The sequence below is a fragment of the Peloplasma aerotolerans genome (assembly GCF_030012175.1).
Lineage (GTDB): Bacteria > Bacillota_I > Bacilli_A > Acholeplasmatales > Acholeplasmataceae > Peloplasma > Peloplasma aerotolerans.
Genome location: NZ_JASCXW010000009.1, coordinates 37571 through 57586 on the forward strand (window position 1 = coordinate 37571; position 20016 = coordinate 57586).

Annotated in this window: 15 protein-coding genes and 5 tRNA genes; 3 read left to right on the plus strand and 17 right to left on the minus strand. The window is 32.9% G+C overall.

Going from position 1 to position 20016, the window contains the following annotated elements:
• Nucleotides 1-42 precede the first annotated feature (42 nt).
• The 7 genes from QJ521_RS04070 to QJ521_RS04100 form a co-directional block, all read right to left on the minus strand.
• Nucleotides 43-1164 carry a GGDEF domain-containing protein gene (locus tag QJ521_RS04070; protein WP_282839158.1) on the minus strand — a complete coding sequence of 374 codons (1122 nt, stop codon included), beginning with the start codon at nucleotides 1162-1164 and terminating at the stop codon, nucleotides 43-45.
• A 19-nt stretch (nucleotides 1165-1183) separates the two neighbouring features.
• A complete protein-coding gene (locus tag QJ521_RS04075; RefSeq protein WP_282839159.1) occupies nucleotides 1184-2824 on the minus strand; it encodes a putative bifunctional diguanylate cyclase/phosphodiesterase in 1641 nt (546 codons plus the stop codon).
• 92 nt (nucleotides 2825-2916) lie between these two features.
• Nucleotides 2917-4287, minus strand: a complete 1371-nt coding sequence (locus QJ521_RS04080; RefSeq protein WP_282839161.1) for an MATE family efflux transporter — start codon at nucleotides 4285-4287, stop codon at nucleotides 2917-2919.
• 76 nt (nucleotides 4288-4363) lie between these two features.
• Nucleotides 4364-4723 (minus strand): hypothetical protein, encoded by a 360-nt coding sequence (locus tag QJ521_RS04085; RefSeq protein ID WP_282839162.1) that lies wholly within the window; start codon nucleotides 4721-4723, stop codon nucleotides 4364-4366.
• A 59-nt stretch (nucleotides 4724-4782) separates the two neighbouring features.
• Nucleotides 4783-6201 carry a pyruvate kinase gene (gene pyk / locus QJ521_RS04090; RefSeq protein ID WP_282839164.1) on the minus strand — a complete coding sequence of 473 codons (1419 nt, stop codon included), beginning with the start codon at nucleotides 6199-6201 and terminating at the stop codon, nucleotides 4783-4785.
• 153 nt (nucleotides 6202-6354) lie between these two features.
• On the minus strand, nucleotides 6355-8367 hold the full coding sequence (locus tag QJ521_RS04095) for an HD domain-containing phosphohydrolase (protein ID WP_282839165.1): 2013 nt from the start codon (nucleotides 8365-8367) through the stop codon (nucleotides 6355-6357).
• A gap of 252 nt (nucleotides 8368-8619) precedes the next feature.
• Nucleotides 8620-9129 (minus strand): SPFH domain-containing protein, encoded by a 510-nt coding sequence (locus QJ521_RS04100; RefSeq protein WP_282839166.1) that lies wholly within the window; start codon nucleotides 9127-9129, stop codon nucleotides 8620-8622.
• Between the two features lie 275 nt (nucleotides 9130-9404).
• Here QJ521_RS04100 and QJ521_RS04105 point away from each other — a divergent pair, with 275 nt between their 5' ends.
• The gene (locus QJ521_RS04105; RefSeq protein ID WP_282839167.1) at nucleotides 9405-11240 is read left to right on the plus strand and encodes a glycerophosphodiester phosphodiesterase family protein; all 1836 of its coding nucleotides are present in this window, start codon (nucleotides 9405-9407) and stop codon (nucleotides 11238-11240) included.
• Between the two features lie 70 nt (nucleotides 11241-11310).
• Here QJ521_RS04105 and QJ521_RS04110 read toward each other — a convergent pair.
• The 9 genes from QJ521_RS04110 to QJ521_RS04150 all read right to left on the minus strand — a co-directional run bounded on the left by QJ521_RS04110 (nucleotide 11311) and on the right by QJ521_RS04150 (nucleotide 15251).
• Nucleotides 11311-11384, minus strand: a tRNA-Gly gene (locus QJ521_RS04110).
• A gap of 8 nt (nucleotides 11385-11392) precedes the next feature.
• A tRNA-Pro gene (locus tag QJ521_RS04115) sits at nucleotides 11393-11469 on the minus strand.
• Between the two features lie 4 nt (nucleotides 11470-11473).
• Nucleotides 11474-11550, minus strand: a tRNA-Arg gene (locus QJ521_RS04120).
• Between the two features lie 59 nt (nucleotides 11551-11609).
• Nucleotides 11610-11685: transfer RNA gene (locus tag QJ521_RS04125), tRNA-Glu, on the minus strand.
• Nucleotides 11686-11798: 113 nt separating this feature from the next.
• On the minus strand, nucleotides 11799-13130 hold the full coding sequence (locus QJ521_RS04130) for an MATE family efflux transporter (RefSeq protein ID WP_282839168.1): 1332 nt from the start codon (nucleotides 13128-13130) through the stop codon (nucleotides 11799-11801).
• A 30-nt stretch (nucleotides 13131-13160) separates the two neighbouring features.
• Nucleotides 13161-13709, minus strand: coding sequence for a DJ-1/PfpI family protein (locus QJ521_RS04135; protein WP_282839169.1), 549 nt, complete (start codon nucleotides 13707-13709; stop codon nucleotides 13161-13163).
• 1 nt (nucleotide 13710) lies between these two features.
• Complete coding sequence (gene mtnN / locus QJ521_RS04140; protein ID WP_282839170.1) at nucleotides 13711-14304, minus strand: 5'-methylthioadenosine/S-adenosylhomocysteine nucleosidase; 594 nt, start codon at nucleotides 14302-14304, stop codon at nucleotides 13711-13713.
• On the minus strand, nucleotides 14301-14927 hold the full coding sequence (udk, locus tag QJ521_RS04145; protein WP_282839171.1) for a uridine kinase: 627 nt from the start codon (nucleotides 14925-14927) through the stop codon (nucleotides 14301-14303). The genes mtnN and udk overlap by 4 nt, the downstream gene beginning before the upstream one ends.
• A 12-nt stretch (nucleotides 14928-14939) precedes the next feature.
• Nucleotides 14940-15251 carry a GNAT family N-acetyltransferase gene (locus QJ521_RS04150; RefSeq protein ID WP_282839172.1) on the minus strand — a complete coding sequence of 104 codons (312 nt, stop codon included), beginning with the start codon at nucleotides 15249-15251 and terminating at the stop codon, nucleotides 14940-14942.
• A gap of 305 nt (nucleotides 15252-15556) precedes the next feature.
• Here QJ521_RS04150 and QJ521_RS04155 point away from each other — a divergent pair, with 305 nt between their 5' ends.
• Entirely contained in the window at nucleotides 15557-17407 is a 1851-nt protein-coding gene (locus QJ521_RS04155; protein ID WP_282839173.1) for a heavy metal translocating P-type ATPase, read from the plus strand.
• Between the two features lie 176 nt (nucleotides 17408-17583).
• Nucleotides 17584-19779, plus strand: a complete 2196-nt coding sequence (locus QJ521_RS04160; RefSeq protein ID WP_282839174.1) for a sodium-translocating pyrophosphatase — start codon at nucleotides 17584-17586, stop codon at nucleotides 19777-19779.
• A gap of 118 nt (nucleotides 19780-19897) precedes the next feature.
• On the opposite strand, the gene QJ521_RS04165 is transcribed toward QJ521_RS04160, so the two are convergent.
• Nucleotides 19898-19974 (minus strand) — tRNA-Asn (locus tag QJ521_RS04165).
• Between the last annotated feature and the right edge of the window lie 42 nt (nucleotides 19975-20016).

Below are 20016 nucleotides of genomic sequence, written 5' to 3' on the forward strand. Positions count from 1 at the left end.
TATTCTATATACGTTGATAAAAAAGATGAAGCACGCTTCATCTTAGTTTTTATGGGTCTTATTTTTTTCTTTATACATGAGATGATCTGTTTTCATTAAGATATCATCAACAGTCATTTTATAATCATTTTGGATTCTTCCTGAACTAAAGGATAAGAATGGGAATTGTGCCAGTAGTTCATTGGTTTTTAATTGATTTTTAACTTGATTGATATACGTATCGGTTTCCTCGGTAGTACAAGATTCAAGAACAATTAAAAACTCATCGCCACCTAATCTAGACACAAAAGGAGTTTTTGTACATTCTACTTCTTGCAAGATACTAGCGAACTCAACTAAGACATTATCACCAACTTGATGGCCATATAAATCATTAACATCTTTAAAGCGATCCATATCAATCATAATAACTTGGAAGTCTGCTTGATTTTCTATAAGTGATTTTAAGTATTCCTCAAGTATTTTTCGCGAATAAACTTTTGTCAAATAATCTTTATTCCCAGAAGTTGTTTCTAAAAATATGTAAACGACTAAAACACTTAATGCTAATGATGACCATGTAAACAATAACTGAGTATTGACTAATTGAACTAAAGAACCAACTGCTGGAAGGATTAGAAACATTAATATACTGACAATAACACGATAATTTTCTTTACTTCTATTGGCTAAGACGAGATAGATGAGTCTAATAAATACCATATAAGTTAGAACATATCGTAAAAAAAACAAGTTTCCATAATAATAAATATTCGTACTTTGCTCAATATAGAAAAATACTGGGTTAACGAAATTGACTAATAATAGGATAAAAACAATAAAGGTTGGTATTTGGTAATAAACATATTTTTGGACTCTCTTCTTTTCACCAAAAAGCTTATAGTCTAGGTATGATGCCCATAGACCAATAAGAATAGGTGCTGATATAATCAATATAAAATTACTGAAATAACCTATATGATAATAAATATTACCACTTACTCCATCAACCAACCATGTTATAGGTTCAATTGCTAACCCAACTATATTTACTAAAATAATCCATGCAAAAAGCCTTGAAGAAAAACTAAAAATTTCCTTTTTTATTTTACTGATAAAGTAAAGAATAATCAATAAAACAATGCTGATTAAATTGATATCGAATTTAATAATTGCGTCTATCATTCTCAGTTCACCCTATCGTTTAGTTTTTTGGGTTTTGTTTAAAATATTCTAATACTCTCATTTGAGGCATAGGCTTACAATAATAATAGCCTTGTGCAAAATCAACATTATATTTTTTGACCATATTGGCTTGTTCTAACGTCTCTATGCCTTCAGCAACCACGGTTAAATTTAAGTGATGCGCCAAATCAATCATATACTTGAGTACGTAAAATTCTTCTGTATCTTCTTTAATATTACTAATAAAACTTCTATCAATTTTAATGGTATCGATTGGTAGTTTTTGTAGATAGGTTAGTGAAGAATATCCAGTGCCAAAGTCATCCAGCGCGATGGTGAACCCCAATCGTTTTAACTGGTTTAGCACATGAATACTTTTTTGTATATCATCTATAATCGCTGTTTCAGTAATTTCAATATTGAATTTTCTACAATCCATTTGATGTTCTTCTATCCACTTTATCAAATTTGTGATGAACTTGTCGTTCATCAACATCATGGCTGAAAGGTTAATCGAAATTTTAAAATTGGTCTTTTTAATGTTCCAATTTTCATATTGTGCCATTGCTTCTTTGAAAACCCACTCAGTAATTTCTTTTATGAATCCATTTTTTTCTGATAGTGATATAAATTCTAGCGGTGGAATATACCCTTTTTCAGGATGCATCCAACGTATTAATGCTTCAACACCAATGACTTGATCATCTTTAAGACTAAGTATTGGTTGATAATGTAAACTAAACTCTTCATTTGAAATAGCTTGTCTTAACTGATTTAGTAATTCGGTTTGCTGTTTAATTAAAATAACCATTTCATCATCGAATATAACAGTTTGATCTCTACCTTTAGATTTTGCAATAGACATTGCAGCATCTGCATGTCTAAGTAATGTTATATAGTCGCTGCCATGATCTGGATATAAAGCAACCCCAGCACTATACGTGATAAAGAAATCATCTTCACCTAACATAAAGGTTTTTCTAATATGTCCAAAATATAGCTCAATGGTAGGCATGAATTTTTCGAGTTCTTTGAAGTCAAAAAGTGCTAAGACAAACTCATCTCCACCCATTCTAGCTAGCATATGAGGCTTTTCAATAACTTCGTTGAGTGTGCTTGAAATTTTCTTAATCAACTCATCTCCAACTGAATGTCCTTTTACTTCGTTAATATTTCTGAACTCGTCGATATCAAAATAAACAAAGCCAATGATACCATCTTCTTTGTGTTCCTTAATATACATATTAACAGATTCTTCAAGCATCGCTTTATTTGGTAATCCGGTTAAAGAATCGTAAAATGCTAAGTCATATAATTTTTCTTCTAAAGTTAAAGATTTTTTATGTCCTTGATCAAGTGCTGAATATGCTTGTTTCAAATCTTGAATTGTTATAGCATACATATCGATTTTTCGATGAATAATATAGTAAAAAATAACTGCAGTGAATCCAACATAAAAGATACCTTTAGCTGTTTGTGCAAATCTTAATGCCTCTTGTGTTGTGAATATAAGTTCAATTACATAATCAGAAAACAAGATCCATGAGAATCCTATAAGTACGTAAAAGAAAATAATTTTTGTTGACTCCGCAGTTGAATTTAGTTTTTGATTTTCAGTAAATCTTGGGTCGTTTTGATGTTTATCTGGTTTATATTCCACTAGACACCTCATTATCATTGTTTTTTTATATACATTAATTATACATGATTTCATGTATAGATGTTAAACACTTGTCTTTTTAAATTTGATGATTATGCGATTTCATCATAACTTCCTATCGCTAGATTTTTAATCCAATAACCTTTTTGATATCTTGATAAACCAAACAACATTTTTGGAATTTCCATAGATTGAACGATTAAAAACATTAAAGTTACTGGTAATTGGGTAAAATATGCTAAAACCATAGCGATTGGCACAGGAACTACCCACATGTAACCAGAATCGATAAGCATCGTAGATTTTGTATCACCACCAGCTCTTAATGTGAAGTATAACGCGACATTAAATGAATAGAATGGGATAAAAAGAGCATTAACACGAATATTAAACGCAGCTATTTGTTTTGTCGTATCAACAACATCATAAATACCTAGGATAAAGAAACTTAGAATAAATAAAATCATACCTGCAATAATAGCTACCCCAACAGAAAATGCAATTAGTTTCTTGGCATTATCTTTTGCTTGTTCTAACTCATTTTTACCCAAGGTGTTACCCACCATAACAGCTACTGCAGTAGCAATACCTCCAAACATAACAAAAACGAGTTGTGAAATGGCTCCTGTAATGTTCATAGCAGCAAGTGCGCTATCTCCTCTTGTTGAGTAAGCATGTAAGTAAGCAGTTTGTCCCGATGACCATAAAAGCTCATTGATGGTTAATGGGATTGCCATAATGACTATTGATGACAATAACTTCTTATTAATAACGAACATTTTGAGTAGTTTTGTGTTAAAGATTGAGCCTTTTGTATTGAGTAATATCAAAGTTAATACAAATTCTAATACTCTTGCAATAAGGGTTGCGATTGCTGCACCAATAATCCCTAATGCAGGGAAACCAAATAAACCAAAAATTAAGATGAAATTTAACGCTGTATTTGCCAAAATGGTAAATATCGATATTTTTAAAAGTGGTTTCGTTATACCTATTTCTCTAAATGTATTTGAAATTGCTACTGATAAAATCCAAGGAAATGCACTCCATTTGATAATATTTAAGTAATTGAGTCCACCTTGTATCGTTACAGGATTATCTGTAAATAACGACATAAAGGTGCGTCCAAACAAGGTAAATAAGATAAATGATAGGGTTGCGATTAAAAATCCTACGATCACTTTAAATCTAAAAGTCTCTTTCAGTCGATCATAATCCTTAGACCCATAATATTGAGCAGTAAATATGCCTGCACCACCTAATGCACCAAATGTGACCAAGATAACAATAAAATACAGTTGATTGACAACTGCTACAGATCCAATTGCTTGTTCCCCGAGTCTACCAACCATAACATTATCTACAAGTTGCACAGATGTTGTTATAAGTTGTTGTAATACTAAAGGTGCTGCAACGCTGATTAATGTTTTATAAAAGGCTCTATCGCCTACTAAATGTTTCATTTAATTCTACCTCAGCGCCAAAACATTATAACATTTTTATAGAGCCTTAATCAATATTTTTGTCAATTTTTAAACCCTATGCTTCGTTAACTATTTCATCTTGGTTTTTAATAGGTTTTTCTATAGAAAAGATGTTAATAATGACGAGTGGAACGATAACGATTAATGAGACGAAAAAGAGCACACCGCCAATCAACATTGCTACTGTTGAAATCACTAACCATATTTTAAGTTTAGATAAATATCCCAACCATTGTGTTGCAACAGCAAAAAATATCAAAACGCCGTGGATAAAAACAAGTGCGAAATAAAGTGCCGCTAAAACAGCAAAGTTTTCAAGTTTCACAATTTCAATTAAGTAGTAGGGAATAGACACCATAAAATACAAAGTTAACATCAATGTATTAATGAATAACCATTTTCTTTTTTTCGTCATTTGATGACCTCCTATGAATAAAATAATCTCGCTAAAACAGCGAGATTATTAATTGTACTTTAAGGAATATCAATAATTCTTAATGTATTGGTTGAACCATGTTTTTGTGCCCATCCAGAAGTAATAATGATTGTTGATCCAGAACTAAATCCAAAATCTTTTGCTACTTCAACAGCAACCTTATCATAGACTGCATAATCTGTAACATTTTGACGTAGTGCGGAAAAAACTCCCCAATAATAGGTCAATTTTTGACATGTCTCAATACTATCAGTAACCGCAATAATCGGTACAGATGGTCTAAATTTACACATACGTCTAGCTGTACCACCTGTTTCAGTAAATGCAATGATGACATCCACTTTATTAAGTGATAAAGCTGTTTGGCTAACTGCGATACCTATTGCATCATTAATGGTTTGATGACTTGATGCTATTGCGTTAGCTAGCTTATCTTTATAATTAATACTATCTTCTATCGCTTTAGCAATCGTATCCATAACAAGAACTGCTTCTATTGGATATTCACCTGCAGCTGATTCACCTGATAACATAATTGCATCAGACCCATCTAAAATAGCGTTTGCAACATCTGAAGCTTCTGCACGCGTTGGTCTTGGTGAATACATCATCGATTCAAGCATATGAGTTGCTGTAATAACTGGTTTACCCATTTCGTTAGCTTTTGCGATGATTCTTTTTTGGTAAATCGGGACTAATGATGTAGATACTTCAACACCTAAATCACCACGAGCTACCATAACACCATCAGATACACTCAATATTGATTCTAAATTATCAACACCTTCTTGGTTTTCAATTTTAGCTATCAACTCAATATTTTCTTTACCAACCTTTTTAAGGATTTCTCTAATTTCTAAGACATCTTCTTTTCTTCTAACAAAGGAAAGTGCGATCATATCAACATTTTTATTTGCTGAGAATACAATATCCTCATAATCTTTTTCAGAAACAAAGGGCATAGACAATATGACATTGGGTACATTAACACCTTTTTTGGTTTTAATACTACCTGAGTTATTGACTTCACATAGTAAAACATCTTTAGTAGCTTCAAGAACAGTAAGTTTCATTTTACCATCATCAATTAATAAATAATCACCAATTTTGATATCATTGTATAGTTCTATGCAATCGACATGGAATCTTTCTCTATTACCGAGAATAGGCTTTTTATGGACTTCAACTCGATCACCTTTTTTAAATGTTGCGATATCATTTTCAAATTTACCGGTTCTTATTTCTGGTCCTTTAGTGTCTGCCAAAACACCAATAAAGCGATTTTTCTTTTTAGCTATTCTACGAATCATGTCCATTCTATTTGAATGCTCAGTTTGATCTGCATGAGAAAAATTAAGTCGTGCAACATTCATACCAGCATCAATCATTTTTTCAATCATTTCTTCGTTGTCTATTGCAGGACCTATCGTACAAATGATTTTCGTTTTTCTTTTCATATATGCCTCCTTATTCCTACTATATCTATTATACATGAATCATAAGGACATTTCTATAAAGAATCATTGTTAGAAAACGATTTCATTAAAAATCACATATTTAAAAAAGGCATAGTGTCTATCATAATAGACTCCTAGCCTTTACATGAATTTTTAAATGCTCTTCGACTCACCGAAAATTTCGATAAACATTCCACCAATTTTAGGATCAAATTGTTTGCCTAGATTAATCCTTATTTCTTCAATAGCTTCTTGATGTGTTAATGGCTTACGATATGGTCTTTCTGAAATCATTGCATCGTATGAATCAGCTATTGAAATTATTCTAGCTCTAATCGGTATATCTTCTCCCATAAGACCTCTTGGGTAACCTTTACCATCAAATCTTTCATGGTGAGAGAGTATATCTTGGGCAATTTCTGCATACTCTGGTGTAGCAGCCAATATTCTATAACCAATTTCTGGATGTTTCTTAATTGCATCCCATTCTCGCTCATCTAGTTTTCCAGGTTTATTTAAAATGGCTTCATCAATTGCTATTTTACCAATATCGTGTAAATTACTAATCGCTTTTAGCATATTGATTTCATCGCTGTTCATGCCTAATTGTTTACCTATTTTAATACATATTTTGGAAACTCTTTCAGAGTGTTTTTCTTCTCTTGGGTTTTTCTCATGTAATGTTTTAAGAATAGTCTTAATCGTCTCGTTTCGATGAGATGCAACTTCAAATAATTTATGTGTATACATATCATCTTCAGCTAATTTGATAATGTCACCAACAATTTCTTCATTTTCTTTTGTTGCTAAACCAAATGATACAGAAATTGACATATCATGAATGCGACTACTTTCTATACTAGTTTTGGCTTCTTGAATGAGACTAAGTGCTTTTTCTCTAGACGTGTTAGGTAATAAGATAACAAACTCATCTCCACCAACACGTGCAACTTTATTCTCATTTTTAAATACTTTAACTAAATCATCAGACACTTTACATAACAACAAATCGCCTGCATCATGCCCAAATGCATCATTCATTATTTTTAAGCCATTAATATCAGCTATTGCGATAGATAGTGGATAAAATTCATCTCGATCTAGTCGAGCTACTTCTTCACTGTAATATCTTCTATTATAAAGATTAGTTAATGGATCTCGATAACTTAAGTACAAGATGGATTGTTCATATCTTTTTCTCTCAGAAATATCTTGAGAGAATACTGTTACGCCTATTATAACTCCAAGATCATCAATAATTGGTGCATAGTGTTCTTCTAAAAATTTTCCTTTTACGGATTCAACTTCAGCAATTATCGTTCTAGCATTGCCTAATAGTGCTCGATCTATGGATGCTTGAATACGATTTCTCATATGTGGGTGTGTAATATAATCTAAGTAATATGTGCCTTCTTTGATGTTTTTACCATAGTATTCTTTCATAGATACAGCATGATACTCATTAAATGATAGATATTTATAGTCTTTATCTAGAGCGAAAACTTCCATAGCCTTTGTAGCATCAATGCTTGCTTGAAGCAATAATTGTTGTTTTTTAACTTTTTGTTGAGAAGAAATTCTTTCTTTCTGGTTAGTTACGATTTTGGCTAGCAATACGGTAACTAATGGGAAGAATACAAGAAATGGAATGGAAGTGTTTTTGATAACTTCAAGTGAGGTTGGCCAAGGTATCGCAAAAAAACATATTAATACAACAACATGTACAATGAGTCCAAATATATAATATTCTAAAGATTGTCTTAATCTAGGGAATAGTAACTTGATTTTATGCCAATACAAACCTATCAGTGATGTCGTTATAATGGTAAGGACACCAGCATATACACCAGAACCCCCAAGTGACAATCTAAATATAATGCCTATCAGTGCAGCAATTCCGGTTGTGATGCCACCAAAAAATAGTCCTGTTACACTAAAAAGAACACTTCTGGTATCAAATATCAATCCAACAGAGTGTGTCCACGGGTTCAACATAATTAAAATTGATATACCACCAATGGCTACACCAAGAAAAAGTTTTTTTATTAATTTGTTTGTACTTTGATCAATATTTGTTGCTGCATACACAAATCCTAACCCAAACAAAAGAATAGCATTGTTGAGTAAGTCAGTAAAAATTAGCAAAAATTCTTGAAGAAAACCCATAATTAATCTCCTGACTTGATTATTTTTCTTACATCACTAAGTCGTGTTAAGGATGAATGAATATTTTTCAAATTTATTTCATAATTCCATTATAAATGAAATACACCTTATTTTAAACAATAAATTTAATTTAACTTAATTTTTTTGGTTTAAGAAAAAACACCATTCGGTGTTTCTTCCTAAAACAATGGGAATTTATGATTTAACCATAGTTAAGAGGTCTAATGGTTTTCATCTACATGCATGATTTGACTACATCATGGTTGGTATTTCTGTTGCCATTAATAAATCCAAATCAACAAATTCAATTCCCCACTCCAATTCTCTCTCTCGAATTGCCCCCTTGATTCTTGTGACTAACGCAACTTTTTGTTGTGATATATTTGCTGTTCCAAAGTTGCTTATGAATCCTTTAGTCACTTCAATAATTAGTTTCTGCATGAATTGGTCCACATTTTGCTCGTGAAAGTCTTTTTCATCAATGATTTTATATTGTACTTGGAGACTGAGAGATAGTCTCGGATCATGGTCAATATTAATAATTTCACGATTCATGTTTAAATATCGATTGACATCATAGACAACCATTCTATCTACGAATGGTATTAAAAAGTGAAACCCTGGGGTAATTGGTTTGTAATAAACACCGAATCTTTCTACTAACCCAGTTTTGGTAGTTGGTATCACTTTTATTCTAGTCAAAAGAAAGACCAGTAAAAATGTAAATGAAAGCAAACTAATTACATAAATGTATTCAAACATTAGTAGTCCTCCTTTATATTTTAGGATTTTAGAGCCAATATACACTACCTGTGATACACTTTTACCACCGTTTTTGCAATAAAAACAGGGCGTATATGTCCTATTCGTACAAATAATTCGGTTTTTTCCCAATTTTTACTACAGTTTGTGATGGAAAGTGTAGAATGGTGAAAATAATAGTTGTTACAATCAAAATGAATGCCTTTCAGTCAGGTTTTTAGATTTATACTGACAAATGAATATGTTATAATATATTCATAAGATAAGGAGTTACTATGAAACAAACGATTTATCATACATACCATAGTTTGACCTACAATCTAAGAACTTTGATCTATTTTGAAGCTTTATATCGTGTTCTAGGATTACTGATTATCTTCCCTGTGGCGAGATTTCTTTTTTACTATTCTGTTAGATTAACAGGGCATGCATATATTACGAATCAACTCTTTTTCACTTATATATTTAACCCATCAACCATTATGATATTGCTATTTTTAGTGGTTCTCTTATCTATATATCTTGTGATTGAAATGATATTTCTATCATTGATCTATGATTTTGGTTACCACGATAAATCAATTAGTTTTAGAGATTTAATCATCCTTGGGTTTAAAAAAAGCTATTTTACATTAAAAAAATATCACATCTTTATTATCATGCCTGCATTCTTACTCTTTTTTACAGTTCAACTTATTCATTTTGTAGGTATCTATTCAACGATCTCTTTACCAAATCAAATTGTTTATCAATTAAATCAAATGGCTTTACTAAAATGGTCAATATTTTTTGTTGGTGCGATGCTTGTTGTTTTGTTTTTCGAAACAAGTTTAAGTTTGAACTTATATACATTAGACCAGTTATCCTTTAAAAATGCGTATAAACAAAGTAGGTCCTTGCTGAAAAAACAAAGACTTAAGATGATTTTTGAGTTCATTCTTGTTAACGTATTACTTAATATTTTCTTTTATAGTGTGTATTTACTCATTATCTTGCTAATAGGTTTGTTTGTCTGGATTACTAGAGACCAATCCTATGTTTTAGGTGTACTATTAACACTTATGTATTCGATTTATGCTGTCATAGGATTAATTGCAGGTTCCTTCTTGATTCCAATTAATTATGCTTTATTATCAACATGGTATTATCAACATAAAGAACGCTTAGGATTAGCCACAAAAAGTATCCGTTTAACGAACAAAGAAAGAAAAGCGTTTAGTTTTAAAACATTAAAACGTGTATCATTTGGTTTACTTGTTGTATTATTTGCACTCAATATAACCAGTGTTGTTTCAATCATTAGACAGGATCGTGTACAAATTGAGCTATTTAATTATGCTCAAATTGTTGCTCATCGTGGTGCATCATGGGATGCTCCTGAAAACACATTAGCTGCCTTAGAGTTGGCTATCGAACAAGGAAGCGATGCAGTAGAATTTGATGTACGTGAAACGAATGATCGTTTTCCAGTCTTAATACATGATGCAACAACCGGTAGAACAACAGATGATTTATTAAACCGTAATGTGAGTTCATTAACGCTTTCTCAAATCAAAGATTTAGATGCTGGACGATGGTTTTCTGAAGACTTTAGAGGTGAAAAAATCCCTACTTTGGAAGAAGCTTTCGAACTGATTGCTGGTAGAACAAGAGCGTTTGTTGAGTTAAAAGTCGTCAGTTTAACTCTTGAGAGTCAAACAGTTAGAATAATCGAATCCTATAACATGGTTGAAAACTCTGTGATTCTATCATTTAACCGAGATCAATTACGAAGAATCAAAGAATTGAATCCAAACTTACAAACATTATTGTTGGTTCCTGTATTTTATGGAGATATCAACGTGATGTTAAATTATCAAGATATCGATTATTATGGGTTTTCAAGAGATATTATTTCACAAAATCCTCATTTTGTAGAACTCGCACATCAAAAAGGAAAATCCGTCTATGTTTGGACAGTCAATAGTGAACAAAATTTACAAGAAGCTGTGTTAAACGATGTTGATGGTATTATTACTGACCGACCTGTATTAGCAAGAGAAATAGCATATGCTAAAAATACTTCTACTGTTTTGCAAGATTTTTTAAAGCAATTTTTAAATCGAGGTTAGATAAAGACTCAAATCGAGTCTTTATTTTTTTGCATAAAAAAAATCCTAGAAACTAGGATAATCAACCAAATGGAGCGGGTGATGAGAATCGAACTCACGTCAACAGCTTGGAAGGCTGTGGTTCTACCATTAAACTACACCCGCGATATAAATGGTCGGGAAGACAGGATTTGAACCTGCGACCTCCTGGTCCCAAACCAGGCGCTCTACCAAGCTAAGCTACTTCCCGAACATGGCGTACCCAAGAGGACTTGAACCCCCAACCTTTTGATCCGTAGTCAAACGCTCTATCCAGTTGAGCTATGGGTACTACTCTTGAGTTACATTTAAACTCGTATGATATAACTTGCGCTTTAGTAAAAAAATGTGTGGTGACCCGTACGGGATTCGAACCCGTGAGTGCATGCGTGAAAGGCATGTGAGTTAACCGTTTCTCCAACGGGCCAAAGTGCAAGCGCATATATAATTATACCAATTAATCACAAATTGTCAAGACAAAAAAACAGGTTTTTCACTTCTTTTTTTTAATCGGTATAAATACTTTATACTTTGATGCACTTAGACCGTATTTTCTAAATAACCACTCTTGGCTTCCCATTTTCTTGATTGCCATCTTAGATACATAAATGATGCTCTGGTTAGTTCATCTATTGTGTAAGCTAAATAGATACCAAATAAACCTAATCCTAGGTGAATTCCGAAGAGATATGCAAACGTAACCGCGATACCAAACATACTGATAATGGCCATAATAAGCGGAAACGAGGTGTCTCCGGCTGAGCGTAGCGCTTGGATTAATATCAGGTTAATACTACGAGCAAATTCTAGCAAAATAGCTAACCATAAGATTCTTCTAACTGTTGTTATGATGATGGTGTTTTGGGTGAAAAGCTGGATAATAAAGCCAGAAGAAAGGTTAACAACTAGCGTCATTGCTGTTACAATCAAGAAACTTCTAACTAATGTTTTTAATGTTTCTTTATGTGCTTTTTCGTAATTTTTTTCACCAATATAATAACCTGTCATGACTGCATTAGCAGATGCAAACGCCAAACTAAAAACATAGATGTAGGTTAATATCGTATTCACATAGGTTCTGGCTGTTGTAAAATCAGGACCTAAGCTATTGATCATACTTAAAATAATACCTTGCATAATTGTATATGTCCAGCTTTCAGCTGCACTTGGTAAACCTATTTTAAGGATTTGTTTAATACTAATAAGATTTAATCGGATATCTGGAATTCTAAACTTAAGAACTTTAAATAATAAAGTCACATAAACTAGCATCATTAAACTTCTTACACCAAGTGTTGAGATTGCTGCACCATATACGCCTAATCTTGGGAAACCTAGATAACCATTAATCAATACAAAGTTACCTATAATATTTAATACATTCCCTACAATAACAACTATAGTTATATATTTTGCAAATCCATAACTTCTTAAAGAGGCAGTTATAACGTTTGATACCGATACGAAGAACAATGACATTGCTATAACTGTTAAATAAGTCTTAGAGTTTTCAAACAATTCTACTTTCGTGTTAACTAGATTTAACAAAAAATCAGCAGATAATATAAGTGATGTTGCTAAAAAGAATCCTATAATAAAGTTTATAATTAAACCACTACCGATAACGCGTCTAGCGACATCGTTTTTATTTGCACCAAGATATTGTGAAACTAAAACAGCAACCCCATTAGCTACAACGAGTAATAGGACTGCAAACATATTAATCAGTGTTGCGGAATTACCTACCGCACCTACTGCATAATCGCTAAAGTTACTTAGCATGATGGTATCTACAGTACCCATCAACATAAAAAACAGTAGCTCTATAAATGTTGGCCAAAATAGCGCTTTAAAACTTCTTTTTGATTTCATCTTACCTCATGTATGAATATCTTCTTGTTTTTAAAATAATATACTGTTTAACAAAGTTTTTGCTTGTTCATCTCCAAGACAATAACTTACGATTTCAAAAGCAAACTCATAAACAGCTCCTGCACCACGTGCAGTTACTATATTACGGTCTCTAACAGCTTTTAAGCTTGGTAGATAAATACCTTTTGGCATATCAACTTCACTACCTGTATATGCTGTAAACGATCTTCCATTTAATAATCCTGCTTGACCTAAAAAGCGAGGTCCAGCACAAATAGCCGCAACCAATTTTTGATTTTGATCGAAATACTTCACTAATTCTTTGATATGAACATCGTGATCGACAACTTGTGCGACATATTTACCACCAGGAATAACAACAAAATCATATTCATTAAAATGAACATCTCTGGCAAAAGCATCCGCTTTTACTTGTAATCCAAATGCTGTAACAATATCCAATGTGTTTTCAAATGTGATTGTTACAACTTCTAGACCAGCTCTTTTTAATAAAGCTCTCGTTGTTAGTGCTTCTCCATCTTCAACATTATGGCTTAATACTAATAATCCTTTTTTCATGTTATTTACCTCTAAATAATTTCTGATAGATTTCTGAAAGTGTTTTTGCTCCTTCAGAAGCTTCAAACTTCTTATATGAATCAAAATGATTGTCCATACCTAAAACGTCAGATACAACTTTAATACTCACAATTGGTACTTCTTTTTTATATGCTACATGATATAAAGCTGTTCCTTCCATATCAACAATAAATGATTCCATCTTCTTCTCTGTCATGAAGACATCGCCTGTATATAGCACTCCAGACTTGATTAAAGGCATCTTTTCTAATACTTTGGTAACAAGGTTGTGATTTGATTGAAAACGCTCAGGAAGCCCAGGAATTTGTCCTTTTTTGTACCCAAAGAGTGTTAAATCGAAATCATGATATAACGCTTCTTTAACTAAGACAACATCTCCTACTTGATATGGTGTGGTCGCACCTGCAAAACCTAAGTTATAAATGGCTTCCACCTCATGAGTTGCTAAAAAACTTGCCAAAGTATATGCAGCATTCACTTTACCAATTCCAGTTAAAATCACTTTTACACCTGGAATCTCATGTTCAATTAATTCTTTGACTTCTTCAGCCATTGCTGCAACAACTAAAATCATGAGCGTTCTCCTAATATTTGTTTAATCTTTGTAACAATGAGGTCGACTGCAATATCATGTCTTCTATCATTTGGAATAATCACATCAGCAAACCTTTTGGTTGGCTTAATATATTTATGATACATTGGTTTTACAGTTCTTTCATATTGACTGATAATACTTTCAAGTGTTCTACCTCTTTCATTCATATCTCTTAACATTCTACGAATGAATCTTGTATCATCATCAAGTTCAACGAATAAATTCATGTCTGATAAATCACGAACTTGTTCGTTTTCAAGAATTAAAATACCTTCAACGATGATGATTGGTTTGGATACAACATGTTCAATTGCTTTACTTCTTGTATGCATAACAAAATCATATACTGGCTTTTCTATAGCTTTACCTTGCATTAATGAAATTAAATGTTTGTGCAATAATTCATTATCAAGAGAACTAGGATGATCATAATTGGTCATATATCTTACCTCAAGTGGTAAATCACTTTGATCCAAGTAATAATCATCATGCTTTAATATAAGAACATCTTCTAGTCCTGCTTTATCTAGAATTTCTGTTACAACAGTACTTTTGCCTGATGCCGATCCTCCAGCAACTAAAATCAATAAAGGTTTTTTCATGAGATAGTATCCTTAAACTTGGCATTCAGGTGCAAGTTTTGCTTGAACCTCATCATCAATAATATCGGTTAAATCCGGATGTTTTTTAAACCATACAACTGCATATGGGCAAGTAGCAACAACTTTATAATTCAATGATTTCGCGTGTTTATGAACTTCGTGCATTAATTGGCTAGCAATACCTTGTCCTCTTAACGAGGGATCAACATAAGTATGATCAACATTGACGACACCATGCGTAATAAAAGGAAATGTTGCATTAACAATTACTTTTCCTTCTTCATTTTTAACGTATATTCTATGACTTTCATATATATAATCCATTGTTATCATCTCCTCTTATATAGTATATCAAAATTGAGTCAATTCGCATAAAGTTTATATATGAATAAAATCAAATTTGACAATTGTTTTTTTAATTATAGAATTCTGTATTGAGTATTTCAAAGCACTATGCATAATTTTTTAAAATATTGATAAAACTTTTAAATTTTTAAATGAAACCCAGTTAAAAATTATTTTTTTTATAATTAAGGGGCTTATTTATAATAATTTGAGCATTTATTTATAATATAACTTGTTTTTAATGATATAATTTATTTGTAAAGTTGAACATTATGGAGGTCGCTATGACAAAAAAACAGTTAATGATTGAAACAACCTCAGTCATTGTATCAGTTGCTTTTATTGCAGCTGCATTTATTCTTACACAATTATTAGGTCAAGAAACATGGTACGTTATACTTTTATTTGGTTTATCCTTTCTGTTTGGAGGATATGCAAAAGCTAAAGAAGGTGTTTTAGCAACCATTGAAAATAAGTCCTTGAATGTAGAAATACTGATGATTCTTGCTGCGTTAGGTGCTTTTATTGTGGGCAATTACTCTGAAGGCGCTATTTTGATTATTATCTTTTCAATTAGTGGTGTTTTAGAATCCTATGCAACATCAAAGAGTGAAAAGGCATTGACGAGTTTATTGAAACTGGCTCCTAAAACTGCACTTTTATATAAAGATGGTGTTGAATCGGAAGTTGAAATTTCAAATATCAAAGTTGGAGATCAAGTTATTGTAAAAGTTGGACAACAAGTACCTGTTGATGGGAAGATTATTAAAGGTTCCACTGCTTTGAATCAAGCTGCCATTACAGGTGAATTTGTTCCTGTTTACAAAGAAGCTGAAGATAGTGTTTATGCTGGGTCAATCAATATTGAGTCAACAATCATTGTTGAGACAGTGAAGGATCCAAAAGAATCAGTTGTTCAAAAGATAATCGATTTTGTTGAGAATGCTCAAGAAAATCAAACAAAATCACAATCATTAATCAATAAAGTTGAAAAGTATTATGTCTATATAGTTATTTTAATTGCAATTACTTTTATGATTCTACCTCCTTTAGTTGGATGGTTATCATGGGATGATGCATTTTATCGCGGTATTATTGTATTAGTTGTTGGTTCTCCTTGTGCTTTAGTAGCATCTATAACACCAGCAATGTTATCTGCATTATCAAATGCTGCCCATCATCGTATTTTAATTAAGGGTGGAAGTCACCTAGAGGATATGATTGGATTAAAGACAGTTGTTTTTGATAAGACTGGAACAATTACTACAGGTGTTCCAAAAGTGATTCGAATTGAAACATTGGAATCTGTTGACCGTGAACAGGTTTTAAAGATATTATATACACTTGAAAAACAATCGGATCATCCATTAGCAAAAGCGGTCGTCGACCATTTAGGATCAGATTATCTCTTAGATCATATCAAGACTAACGAAATTTCTGGACGAGGTATGGAGGCTATTATTAATAATAGTACATGGCAAATAGGAAGATTTGAGTCCACAGTTCATGATGAAATGAAAGAGAAAATAGATAAGTGCTCATTATTAGGACATAGCATCGTATCCATCATTAAAGATCAAAAAGTTGTTGGATTCGTTGCTTTGATGGATACACTTAGGGAAAACACACTATCCGTGATGAACACATTAAGAAGTCAAGGCATTCGAACAATTTTGCTAACTGGAGATAATGAAAATACTGCTTCTGCAATAGCAAAGGAAGCTGGAGTCGATTCTTATGAAGCAAATTGCTTCCCTGATGATAAAGTCTCTCGTGTTAAGAAGCTACAAAAAGAATATGGGAAAGTTATGATGATCGGTGATGGTATTAATGATGCCCCTGCCCTTGCAATTGCTGATATTAGTGCAGCCATGGGTACAGGAACTGATGTTTCTTTAGAGACCGCTGACATTGTTTTTATGAATGATCGATTAGAAAATTTACCTAAAATTATAAAGCTCTCAAAACGTATGAGAATCATTACCTTACAAAATGTTGTTTTCTCAACTGGAGTCATTTTTGTTTTAATGATTAGTAATGTATTTGGATTGATTCAATTGCCTGCAGGGGTTGTTGCTCATGAAACTTCAACAATATTAGTTATTTTAAACAGCCTAAGACTGCTATTTAAGTAGGATATATCGCACATTCGTACACAAATACGGACGTGCGTTTTTTTTGTTTTTATCTTGAAAAATTTTATAACTATAACATGAATTTTGTAGTAAAATAAGGATAAAGGTTATTTTATACACGATTCGTGTTTTTTAATTGTATAAATGGATCTACTAACAAAAAGGGAGAGATACACATGTCATTCGATTATTTTCCAACAACAACTATTTTTATTGGTGTCGCCGCTTTTTCTGCACTTATAGCGTGTTTATATGCATTTGTGCTTTATAAAAAAGTGACCAAGATTAAGGTCAATCACCAACGTATTGAGGAGATATCTTCATACATCCATGAAGGCGCAATGGCCTTTATGAAAAGACAATATACAATCATTATTTATTTTGCATTAGGTGTTGGTTCATTACTAGCGTTAACAGAACTCATTCCTTCACTTCAAGGTGCTGAAGGTGTTGGTTGGAAAGCAGCAATCGCATTTATCTTTGGTGCATTGTTTTCTGGACTTGCAGGTTGGATTGGTATGCATGCAGCAACCAAAGCAAACTCAAGAACGACTTCTGCTGCAAATACAGGTGGAATGCCAAGCGCTTTAAGAGTTGCATTTAGTGGTGGTTCGGTCTTAGGGCTAACGGTTGTTGGTTTAGGGTTATTTGGATTAACCGCTTTATTCTTTATCTTTTATTGGGTCTATGGCGGAAACACTGGAGTCCCAAGAGAACAATATTTAGCATTAACTCATGCGATTAATACTGTAACTGGTTATGGTCTTGGTGCATCGCTGATCGCTTTGTTTGGCCGTGTTGGTGGTGGTATATTTACTAAAGCTGCCGATGTCGGTGCTGACTTAGTTGGTAAAGTTGAAGCAGGCATTCCTGAAGATGATCCAAGAAATCCAGCTGTTATTGCTGATAATGTTGGAGACAACGTAGGTGATGTTGCAGGTATGGGTAGTGATTTGACTGAATCTTATATTGGTTCAATCATTTCAGCTTTAACTTTAGGTTTGTATGCATTCGTTACCTTTACACCTCAACAAGTTATGGATGGTATCGTTACGATTGATAGCTCAGTTCTATCTGGCATATTTGCATCTGTCTTATATCCATTATTAATTGCTGGTTTTGGAGCAATCTCAGCAGTTGTTGCAGTTTGGATGATTCGAAGAAAAGATTGGCATCGTCCACAATTTGCACTGAGCATGTCAACTTATCTTGCTGCACTGGTTATGTTAGTAACAAGTTTAGTATTAAGTCATGTCTTATTTGATGGTGTTAGGGCTTGGGGAGTATTTGGTGCAGTAACTACCGGTTTATTTGTTGGTATCGGTATAGGATTTATTGCTGAATATTATACATCTAGCGATTATAAACACGTTAAGGAAATTGCTAATCAGTCATTAACTGGACATGCAACCAATGTTATCGCAGGTTATAGTGTTGGTATGTTATCAACATTTCTTACCGTTGTTGTTTTAGTTGCTGGTATTGTGATTTCTTATTTATTCACTGGTGATATGTATGGAATAGCTTTAGCTGCAGTTGGTATGTTATCAACAGCAGGGATAACGATATCTGTTGATGCTTATGGTCCAATTGCAGATAATGCAGGTGGTATCGCTCAAATGAGTAAACTAGATGAAGGTGTTAGAAAGATAACTGATAAACTGGATTCAGTAGGTAACACGACAGCTGCAATCGGTAAAGGCTTTTGTATTGGTTCTGCAGCGTTGACGAGTATTGGTTTATTCTTTGCTTTTGAAAAGTCTGCTGGATTATCTGATGGACGTGGGATAGATATCTTACAACCTGGTGTTATGGTTGGCGTCTTCATTGGTGCAATGTTACCATTCTTGTTTACATCATTAGTTATTAAATCTGTCGGTAGAGCAGCAAACAAAATGATTGATGAAGTAAGACGTCAGTTCAAAGAAGATCCAGGTATTATGGAAGGTACTTCACTTCCTGATTATGCAAGATGTGTTGACATCTCTACAAAAGCTGCGCTTAAAGAAATGATTTTACCAGCGATGATTGCGGTTTTCTCACCAATTATTGCAGGTGTATTCTTAGGAGCTGAAGGCTTAGGTGGGCTACTTGTTGGTGGTTTAGTTTCAGCAATCATGCTTGCAGTCTTTATGGCGAACTCTGGTGGTGCTTGGGATAATGCTAAAAAGTTTATTGAAGAAGGAAATCTTGGTGGGAAAGGTTCGGATGCACATAAAGCTGCAGTCACTGGAGATACCGTTGGAGATCCATTCAAAGATACAGCAGGTCCATCAATGGATATTTTAATTAAGTTGATGAGTATCGTTTCATTAATTATCGTTCCTATCTTAGCACAAATAGAACCTATATTAAGTTTCTTGTTTAACTAAAAAAATAATACATTAATCTAAGTAAATAAAAAATACAAGTCATGAAATCATGATTTGTATTTTTTGTTTGATAGACGATAAAAATAAAAAAACGGCAATTGCCGTTCGTGATTTTAAGTGGCGCCCACACCAGGACTCGAACCTGGGACCCCCTGATTAACAGTCAGGTGCTCTAACCAACTGAGCTATGTAGGCCAATAAGGCGACGCTTAATAAAGTTATTAAAATAAGTGAGGT

Coding starts and splice junctions, on each gene's coding strand:
- mtnN (WP_282839170.1), bottom strand. CDS start 14,304: ATGATTTTAGTTGTTGCAGCAATGGCTGAAGAAGTCAAAGAATTAATT.
- QJ521_RS04070 (WP_282839158.1), bottom strand. CDS start 1,164: ATGATAGACGCAATTATTAAATTCGATATCAATTTAATCAGCATTGTT.
- udk (WP_282839171.1), bottom strand. CDS start 14,927: ATGAAAAAACCTTTATTGATTTTAGTTGCTGGAGGATCGGCATCAGGC.
- QJ521_RS04100 (WP_282839166.1), bottom strand. CDS start 9,129: ATGTTTGAATACATTTATGTAATTAGTTTGCTTTCATTTACATTTTTA.
- QJ521_RS04130 (WP_282839168.1), bottom strand. CDS start 13,130: ATGAAATCAAAAAGAAGTTTTAAAGCGCTATTTTGGCCAACATTTATA.
- QJ521_RS04160 (WP_282839174.1), top strand. CDS start 17,584: ATGTCATTCGATTATTTTCCAACAACAACTATTTTTATTGGTGTCGCC.
- QJ521_RS04155 (WP_282839173.1), top strand. CDS start 15,557: ATGACAAAAAAACAGTTAATGATTGAAACAACCTCAGTCATTGTATCA.
- pyk (WP_282839164.1), bottom strand. CDS start 6,201: ATGAAAAGAAAAACGAAAATCATTTGTACGATAGGTCCTGCAATAGAC.
- QJ521_RS04095 (WP_282839165.1), bottom strand. CDS start 8,367: ATGGGTTTTCTTCAAGAATTTTTGCTAATTTTTACTGACTTACTCAAC.
- QJ521_RS04105 (WP_282839167.1), top strand. CDS start 9,405: ATGAAACAAACGATTTATCATACATACCATAGTTTGACCTACAATCTA.
- QJ521_RS04085 (WP_282839162.1), bottom strand. CDS start 4,723: ATGACGAAAAAAAGAAAATGGTTATTCATTAATACATTGATGTTAACT.
- QJ521_RS04135 (WP_282839169.1), bottom strand. CDS start 13,709: ATGAAAAAAGGATTATTAGTATTAAGCCATAATGTTGAAGATGGAGAA.
- QJ521_RS04080 (WP_282839161.1), bottom strand. CDS start 4,287: ATGAAACATTTAGTAGGCGATAGAGCCTTTTATAAAACATTAATCAGC.
- QJ521_RS04150 (WP_282839172.1), bottom strand. CDS start 15,251: ATGGATTATATATATGAAAGTCATAGAATATACGTTAAAAATGAAGAA.